The 12,422-nt window shown below is 50.4% G+C and carries 5 protein-coding genes; all 5 read right to left on the bottom strand.

Going from position 1 to position 12,422, the window contains the following annotated elements:
* Window positions 1-1,594: AAA family ATPase (locus tag A6049_RS25300; protein WP_145921953.1), on the bottom strand; the 1,594-nt coding region annotated here is incomplete at its 3' end.
* Window positions 1,591-2,775, bottom strand: a complete 1,185-nt coding sequence (locus A6049_RS25295) for an exonuclease SbcCD subunit D (RefSeq protein WP_063567299.1) — start codon at window positions 2,773-2,775, stop codon at window positions 1,591-1,593. The genes A6049_RS25300 and A6049_RS25295, both read right to left, overlap by 4 nt.
* A 71-nt stretch (window positions 2,776-2,846) precedes the next feature.
* Entirely contained in the window at window positions 2,847-7,172 is a 4,326-nt protein-coding gene (gene addA / locus A6049_RS25290; protein WP_063567298.1) for a helicase-exonuclease AddAB subunit AddA, read from the bottom strand.
* Window positions 7,169-10,672 (bottom strand): helicase-exonuclease AddAB subunit AddB, encoded by a 3,504-nt coding sequence (gene addB, locus A6049_RS25285; RefSeq protein WP_063567297.1) that lies wholly within the window; start codon window positions 10,670-10,672, stop codon window positions 7,169-7,171. The genes addA and addB overlap by 4 nt, the downstream gene beginning before the upstream one ends.
* Window positions 10,673-10,866: 194 nt before the next feature.
* Window positions 10,867-12,243 (bottom strand): class I SAM-dependent rRNA methyltransferase, encoded by a 1,377-nt coding sequence (locus tag A6049_RS25280; protein WP_063567303.1) that lies wholly within the window; start codon window positions 12,241-12,243, stop codon window positions 10,867-10,869.
* Window positions 12,244-12,422: the final 179 nt, after the last annotated feature.

The following is a 12,422-nucleotide window of genomic DNA, read 5'->3' as shown; positions in this document are numbered from 1 at the left end:
CGGCGCGCAAGGCGGAGGAGAGCCTATGCAGCTCCTGCTCACGCATGGTTCCGCGCAGCTGCTCCTCCGCCCTGGCCAGCAGGCTCTGTTCGCAGCCAATGTCCTGCTCACAGGCAAGCAAGGCCTCAAGGCCCACTGCCGCCTGTTCGATCAGATGCTGACGCTGTTCACTGAGACGGCTCTCTTCCTGGGCAGCCAGCTTCAGCCGATCTGCCCCCTGTTCAGCCGACTGCTTATTGGCTTCCATCTCAGCCTTGTTCTGGCGCAATTGCTCCGCCGCAGTATCCAAACGATGCTTCAATTCCAGTGCAGCCTGCAGCTGTCTGCGTTCTTCGGACTTCACTTCATTCGGCTTCAGGCTTTCCTGTAATTCTTCCCGCCGTTTGCGGCCACGCTGCTGTAGTTCTTTTTCCTTCTCCAGCTGTTGTCCGATGACACTCTGTTCAGCCTGTCCTTTGTCCAAAAGCTGCTTAAGACGGGTACTATCCTCTCGTAGCCCATCCCGTTCCCGTTGCAACTCCTTGGCCTGTTCAAGCTGTTCCAAACGAAGCAGCAGCTTGGGTTCTTCCTCAGCCATCTGTACACGGGCCGTTTCGGCCTTCTCGGCTTCCAGTACAGACAGCCGTTCATGTTCTACCGCTTGCTGGTGAGCAATCCCGGCTGCATCCTCACGTAACTTCTGCTGTGCTGCTGCGTCACGCATCGTCTGCAATGAAGGCAGTATCGCGTCTGCCGCCCCGGCCAGTTTCAGCCGTTGTTCCCCAGCTTCGATCTGTGGTGCACGTGCTTTCAGCTTTTCGTGTTCCTCCATACGAGCCTGGCGTTCATGGCTTAACTCACGGACTTTACCGAGTTGCTCGGCTTCCTTCATCGCTTCATCAAGCGTTTTGCGTGACAATTCAGACTGTTTCACAGCAGCTTGAAGAAGAAGCTCCGTTTCTGCCAACGTCTCTTTGCTGGCATTCCCAAGCCCCTGCTGCTCCGCGGCCAATGACTGATGAACCATATCATTGTCCTTCACCCGACGGCTGAGCTTGATGGCAAGCTGATCTCCATACTTCTCCAGATGGAATAAACGTTGCAGCATCTGGCGTCGTTCACTGCCTTTCAGTGACAGAAACTCAGCAAATTTCCCTTGTGGAAGCACAACGGCCCGCGTAAAATCATCCATTTTCAACCCAATGACATCTTCAACGCATCGATTCACGTCTGCCAGTTTATCAGCCAGCACCTGTTCCTCTCCGTTGACGGTCTCAATGAATTTGCTTATTGTGTTGCTTACCGATACCTCATTGTTTCGTTTGAAGCGTCGTTCCACCCGAAATCTTCTTGTGCCTTCCGCCGATACAAGTTCAAATGTAAAAGCTACGGACAACGAATCCTCAGCGTGGTTCATGATTCCCTGGGTACCATTAACAGCACGTTCCACTTTTCCGTACATGGCCAGCGTAATCGCGTCGAGTAAAGAAGATTTCCCACTGCCTGTAGGACCAAAAATACCGAACAGTCCCGTTTCCGTCAATACAGTAAAATCAATCTCCTGAGTCTCCCGATAACTTTGCAGACCTGCGACTTTCAATAAAATCGGCTTCAATTTCCCTCGACCTCCTCACGCACACCCGGCTCGTCCTCATCTACGAGTTCCAGGAACAGTTGAACCAGACTGTCTTCAGGTAATGCCCCACCTGTCTGACGCTGATAAAATTTGCGGAAAAGCTCATGTACCGGAAGCTCGGATCGTTGCTCCAAAAGCCCTGCGGCTGCCATCTCGGGATACACCGGACGGATATGGATGATCCCGTCATGCGACTTACGGAGCTGCTGAATTTCTTTCAGAGACATGGCGTCATCCAGCCATACTTCCATATCAATAAAAGCCTGAGGATCACGCCCTTCATCCAGCCACCGATAAACCTCAGCCAGACCGCCACGCGCCTTCCAGCGTACAAGGGGACGTCCGGAGGTCAACAGCACTTCTTCCACGTTTGCGGCGCCTCCTGGTGCCACATCAACCATGGTGACGGACTTACTCTGCCCCGCTTCGGAGAAACTGTAGGCCAGTGGAGAGCCACTATACCGAATCACACCGTCCCCTTTAACTGCCTGCGCACGATGAAGATGCCCCAGTGCTGTATATTGCGCACCTGTTGACAATGCAGAAGGGTCAACCGTATAGGCCCCCCCTACCTGAATGGGACGTTCCGAATCACTTTCCACTCCGCCCAGAACATAAATATGACTCATCGCCAAATTCACCGTATCCGGACGAAAAGAAGCAGCCAGACGCTGCATTAACATGCCAACCCGGCGACTGTATGCCTGACGAAGCACATTTTCGTCCCCATCCGTTGTCAGCAGTTCATTCAGTCGCGCTTCCGAGGGGTATGGCAATGCAGCAATCTGCGCTGTCTCCCCAGTTCGCTTTGCATGGATAGTGACTGCTTCTGAAGTAGGCATACCTACAAGTGTAATTCCCTGTCTGTTCACAAGTGGGGTTACCGAAGCCACTCGCTCCGGCTGATCATGGTTTCCCGCGATCACCACAAGAGGTCTCCCTTGTTCCGTCAGACGCGCCGCAGCCTCATAAAAAAGCTGTTCCGCCGATGCAGGCGGATTTACAGAATCATACACGTCTCCAGCCATCAATATGGCATCTGCCTGCTGCTCATCCGCGAGTCTAACAAGCTCATCCACAAAATCCTCCTGCTCTCGCAGCCGGCTCCGTCCCTCCAGCGTTTTCCCCAGATGCCAGTCCCCTGTGTGCAAAATACGCATCGTCCGTTCAACCCCTCTCTCAAGCAAAATCCGATGATACAAATTCCATCTGGCCGTTTTAAAATTTCACTTTATAGTTTCACAGCATGTCCGCCATCAAAAAAGTACAGCCACTTCCGGTCGACTTTCCGACCCAGAATATCTTCAATAGCCCGGCCATACAGCTCCAGCTGAAAGCGATAGTTTTCCGTCAGTTTGTCCAGTCCACCGCGATGCTCCAACACCCGGTCTGTCTTGTAATCTAGCAAAACAAGCTCGCCATCCACCTCATACAGGCAGTCAATAATCCCCTGTACTAGCACCGTCTCATTTTCTAGTGATGCCTGCATCTTACCGTCTTCTTCCAAAGTTTGTATCCCTGCATCTGGTGATAGACTATGAAGCCATTCGGCAGGAGAATGATGTGCCGGAAGTCCATAAATAAATGGAATCTCCCGTTTCATCCACTCTGCACGCAACAATTCTGTCCCAGGCTCTGTATTGAAAAATCCAGCCAGTTGATCAGACTCAATAACCTCTGCCTGATGGGGGAGCAAAATCTGGAGCTCAACTAACCGCAAAAGTGTCTGCTCAACGATTTGCGAATCAACGGGTGAACCATCTACAGGAAGATGCTGCATCAACGTATGATACACCGTTCCCCGCTCGGCTCCAGTCAATTGTTTCTCCTCCATGAATTTGGGACGACGTAGATGCAATTTAAAGGACGAGCCTCCATCCTTCACTTCACGGCCCTCATAATCCACAGAAGCCTCAGATTGTTCTTCAACTTCCTCCATCATCTGTAAAGACTGATGGTCTTGCATGGCTAGCAATGTTTTTAGTTCGGTAACCGATGTACTGGCAGCTACTTGCGTTGCTGCTTGATGAGGATACGCCCATGAAAGCCGTTTATCAACTTCACGAAGCAGCTGTACACCCTCTTGCTCACCTATTGTAAATACATCTTCCTCACTGATGTCTCGTAGTGTTGCATCTTGAGTATCCTCGACCATCTCTTCTTCAGTGGAGGAAGGAAACAGCTCCACAGGCTGAACGGCTTTTAGGGCAGCAATTCGATGTTTCCGCACTTCTGTCATGCCCTCTTCTTCACCAAGCGTCTGATCCACAAATATTTCCCGGGATACTTGATCAGCAGAAATGACGGAAATGCCCCAGCGTGATTCATCATCCACAAGACAGGCAGCATATGAATCAGTGCCTCCCGCAAGTTCACGCAGCAAAGCTGCGTCTGGATGTCTCATCAGGGATGGACCGATCCAGTCCAGATAACTCCGTCCGGCTGCAAGCAGATAGTCAGGCAATACCCGTTCCGGACTGTCCTTAATCTGAGACCAGGCCACTGCCTTTTTAACAACATCTTTCACCGTACCGACCAAAATCATTTTCTCTTTTGGACGGGTCAGAGCCACATAGAGCACCCGCATCTCTTCGGCAAGCAGCTCAAACTGGGCACGACGACGAATCGCCAGATTCGCCAAGGTTGGATAGGCAACCCGATTCTCACGGTCTACAAACCTCGGGCCAAACCCCAGCTCCTTATGCATCAGAAACGGCGAGTTCAGATCCTGCTGATTGAACATCTTGGATATACCCCCGACAAAAACAATAGGGAATTCCAAGCCCTTACTCCGGTGAATCGTCATGATGCGTACCGCATTGTCCTGCTCACCAGAACCACTTGCTACGGTGCCAAGATCTCCCCCGTTCTCACGTAGTCTGGATACATAGGTCAGGAAGCGAAACAATCCGCGATTGGCCGTTGCCTCCTCATATTGCCGCGCGCGATCATACAAAGCCTTCAAATTACTTTGACGCTGCATGCCTCCCGGTAGGCCGCCAACCCAGTCCAGATAACCCGTTTCCCGATACATGCGCCAAATGAGTTCACTCAAGCTGCCTTGTCTGGCTTCAAGTCGCCAATGTTCCAACTGACGCATAAAGCGAATTAACTTTTGTTGCAACTCTGTGCTAGTACCGTTGTCCCTATCCGCATCGTCGCTTATACGTCCACCCATACTTGCATCTATACCAGCATCCATAATCTCATCTTTACCTGCATGTACAGAGGTTTCATATATACGTTCGATAACGTCTGCTTCGGCGGATACTGCCGACTCCCGCTGCCCCTGTTCCATTTCTGACCAGACTTCGGGCCATTGCAGCTGGATTGCAGATGAATCCGGATTCGAAGCTTTCTCACCATGCTGCCCGAAAACATTCAACGAACTTGAGAATGCTCCTGTAGCTGATATAACAGCATCATAGAAAGACTGTCGCTTGTCCCCAAGGCGAATCTGAGCCAGTTCCTCTTCATCTAGTCCGACAATCGGCGAACGAAGCACGGAAGCAAGCGGTATATCCTGCCTTGGATTATCCACAATCTGCAGCAAGGACAACATCACTTCCACTTCCGTCGCTTGAAAATACCCTTTGCTTTGCTCCCCTCCGGCAGGAATACCCTGCTGTCTGAATTCCTCAATCATGAGTGGAGCCCACATCAGGGCAGAACGCAGCAAAATAACAATGTCTCCATAACGCGCAGGTCGCATGGATTTGAGGGCTTTATCATAAACGTTGAGGGCTGGTTTATCCGTATCTCCGACCATTTCACGAATACGGCGAGCCATGGCCCGAGCCTCCAGCTGAGCGGTTTCAAGCTCGGCACTCTCCAGCTCAGCAGAAGGTAACGCATCCCCATTCTCATCCGTGCTTTCCGTCAGATCAGGTCCTCCGCCTTGACGATCGATCAATATGAGTTCAGGTGTGTATGCCTCATCTCCAAGCGTTTCTGCCGGGAAAGTAGCCCCATAAGCGAGCTGAGCTCGTTCATCATAGGCAATCTCGGCTACCCCTTCATTCATGAGCTGCTTGAATAACATGTTGACCGAATGGACTACTTCTGCACGACTACGGAAGTTACGTGCAAGATCAATACGTCTTCCTGCATGCAGTGATTCTCTCTCTCCGTCCATTTCCATATCCATATCCGAATTCGCTGCGTATTGACGGTACTTGTTCAGGAACAGACCGGGTTCAGCCAGACGAAAACGGTAAATACTCTGTTTTACATCACCAACCATGAATCGGTTTCCTGGATTTTCTCTGGAAATCAGTCGGACGATATCTTCCTGCACTGTATTGGTATCCTGATATTCATCCAGCAGAACTTCATCGAAACGTGCCCGGTATTCCATTGCTGCATCCGAAGGCATGGACAGCTCAGGGGTTGAATCTTCATGGCGCAAAATATGAAGACAGTAATGCTCCAGGTCACTAAAATCGACCTGACCGCGCTCCTGCTTGGCCTGTCGGTATCGCTCTCCAAATGCACTGACGAGCTTGGATAGCTCCTGCATTAGTGGTGCCGCCTGCTCCAGCTCCTGCCAGAAAGAAAACGCACTTCTTCCAAACAATGACCCTTTCAGGTCCGTCACGGCTTTTTTCGCAGCCTCACGAAGTTCCTTGACCTGTTCTTGTAACCCCGGGTCTGTCTGGTCCTTTTTGCAAGGCTTCAGCTTGCCAAAAGCTGCTGGCTGAAACACTTCAGGCAATCTTTCCCATGGCATGACCTCAACAGCTGACAGAAGCTCTTCGACCATTGCTAAATCTTCTTTTAATGTATCTGCATAAGGTTTCGGACCTTCCGGCTGCATCGATATGCTGATCCCTTGACGCAGCAGACCAGCAGCACCACTTAGGGCAAGAGCTGCATCACGCAAAATACTCTGAACCCATGCAGAATGTCCAAGTGCCTCGACACTTTCCACCTGAAAAGCAGATGCCATCTCTGCAAGCCAATGATCCGGCCAAGAATGACTGCGTGAGAAATCATACAAACGCTGCACAAGTCGATGCATGGCATCATCGTTTCGTTCCCCACTGAACCAATCCACCAATTCGCGGAATGTACTGCCTTCGTCTTCTTCCCCATACTTTTCCTCAAACAACTGCTCCAACAATTCCTGCCGCATAATTTCGGCTTCATTTTCATTCAGAATCCGGAAAGCCGGGTTTAGCGGTATTTGCTGATAATAACGACGAATGACTTCCATACAGAATGAATGCAGTGTCGTAATCGATGCTCGCCCGAGCAATGACAGTTGTTTGCGCAGATGTTCTTCGGCAGGTTGCTCTTCAAGTGCACGTTCCAGTGCTTCCCGAATCCGCTGCTTCATCTCAGCAGCAGCAGCTTTCGTAAATGTCGCAACCAGCAAACGATCTACGCTGAATCCACGGGAAGGGTCTGCAATCTTGCGAATAATCCGTTCAACCAATACAGCCGTCTTCCCGGAACCCGCTGCAGCAGCAACCAGAATGTCTTCTCCACTCTGTGAGATGGCACTCCATTGGTCATCACTCCAGAAGCTTCCCTCCGGTTTTGGCATATTCGTCATGATGTTTCCCCTCCTTTGCCATGAGACAGCATGTCCCAGATTTGCTGTTTGCCCGGTTTGGACAACAGATTATATTCATTACCTTCGATATTTTCATCAAATTGACAGACTGGCTTGTACGGACAGAAGGTGCATGCAACCTCCTGCTGGATACGGTAAGGTTCAATCGCGACATCCCCGTCCGTAATCCGGGTGCCAATCTCACGTATATTGCTGCGAACTGAAGCAAGCAATGTATCCCATTGCTCCGGCGTAGCTACAGCAGCGCTACTATAAAAGCTGCCATCCGCCTTAAGCGCAACTGGAATAATAGCTGAGTAGCCTTTGTCCAGGGTGTTGTCCATTTGAGCGATCGCATCCCGATCCGCGAGCAGCAAGCCTTTCATTTTGAACCGTTTCAGCAGTTCTTGTCCTGCCTGCTCAGAAGTCATGCCGTTCGCGGATTGAAGCAACGGATTATGCACATGGAAATAGAGTGTTCCTCCAGGCATCGCCGATTCTCCAAGCCACTCCTCGGCAGCACTAAGCAGCACCTCCAAGTACGTGAGCATCTGTAATGACAGGCCATAATACACTTCATGGAGTTTGAGGTCGGTCTGGCTCGATTTGTAATCAATAACCCGCAGCAGCAGGCCGTTCTCTCCTTCGGCCACATCCACGCGGTCGATCCGCCCCACAATCTCCATCACACAGCCATTTTCCAATTCAAAACGAAGCGGTGGCAGGGGTTTACCTGGCCCAAAATCAAGCTCCAACCCAATCGGTTCAAAGCTTCCTCGTCTGGACTGTTCACCCAGAATAACCGACGCCCGGCTAACGATATCCTTCAGCTTGCGGAAGATATAACCATACCGTTTCGTGCTAAGCAAAATCTCTCCCTGCAACTGTGGTGCAATCTGCTCCACGGTGTGCTCCGCTTCCTTCCGACATTCATCCGGAGACAGACTGCCCCAACTGCGATTCTGCTCACGCAAACGCATGGCAAGCTGACTCAAGGCAGCATGGAACAATTGTCCTATATCAGGGGCTTGCAAGCGGTACAACTGGCGCTCTTTCAGTCGCAGCCCATGGGATGCAAAATGGGAGAACGCACACGCCACAAAACGCTCCATTCTGGAGACACTGGTCCTTACCTCTGTACCATATAATCTACGGCTGGTAGCCGTACGCAGAGGTAACGCCCGATTGCGATAAAAGACCGATCCAAGCAATTGTTTCAGCTGAGGTCTGCTTGTCTCCCGAGAGACATGCCAGTTATAGATCGCCCACCACATTTCAGAAATATCTTCTCCACGGCGCCATCTGCGCAACTGTCCGATGAGATAAGAGAGGCTCTGACCAGGATGAATAACATAAGACCAGTGCACCTCTTCAGCATTTGTAACCGGCGGCTGGGCAAGTAATGGCTGCTCATGTAGACCGAACATCTTACGTACATGTCGTACAATTTCTGAGGGTAGCAATGTTTTCCCTTCATCATCTGCAACGGGATAACTCAGCCATAACTGATTGCTCGCCGCTGTCAGGGCTGTATATATCAGAAAGCGTTCATCCAACATTTGTCTTGTTGCTCCTGGCCCAAGCCCCAAACCTCTCTCCGTCAACAGCAGCCGTTCCTGCTCAGTTAATACACCATCATCTTGAGGGACAGCAGGCAGTTCACCCTCTACTGCACCCAGAATAAATACGTACTTGATACCCTGAAGACGTGTACGATCCATCGATCCAATCAACACTTGATCAAGCGCTGGAGGAACAAGTCCCAGCTTCAGTTCGGTTAATCCGGTCTCCATTAGCCCGGCAAATAAATCGATATCCAGCCGTTCGGCCCCCATCATATCAACCATCTGATCTAATAGATCAAGGACGGCACCCCACATTTGACGATGCTCTCTCGAACGTTCCGGATCACCCTGAGCCTTGGCTTCTGCAGACATCTGATCCAGCTTCCAAGGAATCTCGGCATCTTCCAGTAATCTGTAAAGCGCCGCACATTGGTCTTTAGCTGTCTTTGCCTTGCTCATTCGTTTCTCAAAAGCACCCAGTGGATCAACAATCACCGTACGGCATTTTTCCATTAAGGACAGCATTTGTTCCCGGCCCCGGCTGCGGACATCCTGATCGTTGTCTTCCAGGGACAGGCTGGGTACATACTTCCATGGCTTTCCATCTGTCCAGCGGTATCCGTGAATTCCGCAAGCTAATATATAATTTTCGAGCTGGTCCATATCTTCACGTGTAATGGAACCGCCCCGTGGAAGCAGCAGATCCGTTTTCACACAGCGAAATACATCCTCATAACGCCAGCGACGGCGAACGATATCGAGTGCTGAACGAATAAATTCCGATAATGGATGATGTAGTTCATTTCTTCTCCGATCCAGAAAGACAGGCACGCCATAATCCCTGAATAGAGGCTCAGCAATGTCGGCATATGTATCCAACTGACGAACGAGCACTGCCATATCTCGATAACGCGCACCTTCATCTTGCGCCAGACGACGCATCTCACGAAGTGCTCCTTCCATCTCAGCCCGGCGGTTCTCAGCGGCGTAAAGTCGGACACCCGCATCACGCCCCTCACTCTTCCAGCGGACTCTACGATCAAAGCCAGCCTCCAAATGCGCCAGTCCAGGACTGCCTTCATATCTTGGCAAAACTTCCGGTTGAAGCACGGTTGTCTCATTAAGAACACCCAGATCCTCAGCCATGCCTTTGAGACGTGCATATGCACTCGCTGTGGGATGGAACAGCTCCAGTTCTCCTGGAAGTGCGCCGTGGTCGTAAGCACGATCCAACGTCAATGCAATTGTGACGGAAGAAGCTTGCAGCATCAGTCTTCCAATGACACTCATTTCCTGCGGGGTAAATCCCTGAAATCCATCGATCCAGATCTGTGCATCTTGCAGCAGCGTGCTCTCCGGCAACCGCTCTGTTAGTTCAGTCAACGTGTCTTCATCATCGATATATAGTTCGGTTAATTCTTTTTCATAATCACGGTATATAAGAAGCAAGTCATGCAGCTTGTCTCCCAGAATCGGTGCAGAAGAGGAAGTATTCCATGCGGAAAGTCCTTCTTCCAGTGAAGTGGGGTCAAGTTCATAACGTTTAAACTCACTGTATAGATCATTCAAGTCTCCGATAAATCCCAGCTGACTGCCTGATGCTCCAAACAGCTTCAATTCATCCTTACGACGCTGGAGCACTTTGTAGAGCAGCATTTTTTTACCTTCAGCTCCAATGGGAATACGTGCAGAACCACCTGCCTCCTGCATTACCCGATGGGCCAATCGGCGAAAACCAAGCACTTCAGCACGCATGGTACCTTTTATAGCACCTGAAGAAACCAGTGACTGTTCGGTTCGAAATGAACTCTGTTCCGGGACCAGCAGAATCAGTGGTTTACCTTGCGGTTCCTTTTGTAGCAGGGATGTGATTTCCCGGGTAATCAGCGTACTCTTGCCGCTGCCTGCCCGGCCAATAACGAAGCGTACGGACATGTTTAATCCTCCAAACCATCACGAACAGATTTTAATTCCCAGTATAACATATCTGACTTGGTTCGGAACATACGTTTGCCACTATCCGGCAATTCCAGAGATCATATGCACGAGCATAGCAAAAAGCCCGCAGCTTATGAAAACTGTGGACTCTTTGCGTAAATGTATGTTCGACTTAAATGGAAATCGCTCGATTAATTCTTTTTGCTGCGCACTTCGAAGATGGCAAATTTCAGGTAATGACCTTCGTCTACGCCCAGAATTTGCGGGTGATCCTTACCGGCTGCTTTCCAGTCGATCAGACGCAGTACTTTGCCTGCATCTTCGGCTGCATCCGCAATGGTTTCCAGGAAGAGATCCGGACGCATGTGATATGAACAGCTTGCCGTTACCAGATACCCGCCCTCATTCACCAGCTTCATTCCTTGCAGATTGATATCCTTATATCCACGGCATGCGCCTTTGACTGCTGATTTCGTTTTGGCAAAGGCTGGCGGATCGAGGATAACCACATCAAATGTTTTACCACTGGCTGCAAGCGCCTTGGACGTATCCACTTTCTGTTCGCCAGCACGTGCACGTACGTTACGCTCATCGAGGCCTTTCACCTGCTCACGCAAGTATTGGAATGCATCCGCAACGACAAATTCAACCCGGTCAGTGAAACCGTTCAGCTCTACGTTGGTACGTGCACTTTCAATCGCATGCTCTGAGATATCAAGACATGTTACTTTTTTGGCTCCATATTTGCAGGCGTTCAATGTGAAGCTGCCTGTGTGGGAGAAACATTCCAGCACAGTAGCCCCATCCCAATAAGGGAACGTCACAACCTTGCCACTTTTATTCACAGGAAGCAACTGCTGCGTACCATCCTGCTCGGTCTGTTGGAGCGTAATGCCACTCTTGTAACCCCAACCCTTCATAAGTGGTTCGATGGCTGCACGATTCTCGCGCTGGTCAAAGAAGTACCCTGTCTTCTGGCCTTCTACGATATCCACCTTAATGAGCAATCCATTCTCCGTTACCGTGACATGACGCGGGCACTCCCCGTACAATGGTCCCTTCGTCTGCTCCAAACCTTCCAGTTCACGAATGGATACATCACTGCGTTCATAGATGCCTTCCGGCTGCATTACTTCAATTAGAGCTTGTACAATTGCTTCGCGGCAACGGTCCATACCCAATGTGAGCAATTGAACTACAAGGATGCTGCCAAAACGGTCAACAATCAGTCCTGGCAGGAAATCAGCTTCCCCATAAACAAGACGGTATGCCTCTCCATCCTGGATAAAACGCTCCCGGTGGCGCAAGCAATCGCGGAAACGCGCTGCAAAAAACGCGGTGTCCATCTGTTCAAACTCCAAAGGTTGATAGGCCACGACTCGAACTGTGATTTGAGATGCAGGATTATAGTATCCCGTCGCAAGATAGCGACCTTGGTGATTCAATACGTTGACCAGATCTCCCGGCTCGGGGTTTCCTTCAACAGAGGCAATTTCATTGTTATATATCCATGGATGTGCATGTTCAAGCCGCTTTTTGCGGCTGCGTTCCAGTGTAACTGATGGCAAGATAGATCCACTTCTTTCATAGTTAGTTGAAAAGATAGGCTTGGTGCAAGAGAGACCGCTGCGGTGATGGATTGGACTTCGATAGCTGTTATCCCCAGATTTTTCTGATTCCCTTTCTTGAAAGGGAAAATCCGGGGATAAAGGCGCACGCTTCGCTTCTTCAGTTCCAATTCCATCCC

The sequence above is a fragment of the Paenibacillus sp. O199 genome (genome assembly GCF_001636635.1).
In the GTDB taxonomy this organism is placed as follows: Bacteria; Bacillota; Bacilli; order Paenibacillales; family Paenibacillaceae; genus Paenibacillus; species Paenibacillus marchantiae.
This window is presented reverse-complemented; position numbering and strand designations above follow the sequence as displayed.

Bases quoted from the DNA above. Each gene is read 5' to 3' on its own strand.
- addA (WP_063567298.1), bottom strand. From the start codon at position 7,172: ATGACGAATATGCCAAAACCGGAGGGAAGCTTCTGGAGTGATGACCAA.
- A6049_RS25295 (WP_063567299.1), bottom strand. From the start codon at position 2,775: ATGCGTATTTTGCACACAGGGGACTGGCATCTGGGGAAAACGCTGGAG.
- addB (WP_063567297.1), bottom strand. From the start codon at position 10,672: ATGTCCGTACGCTTCGTTATTGGCCGGGCAGGCAGCGGCAAGAGTACG.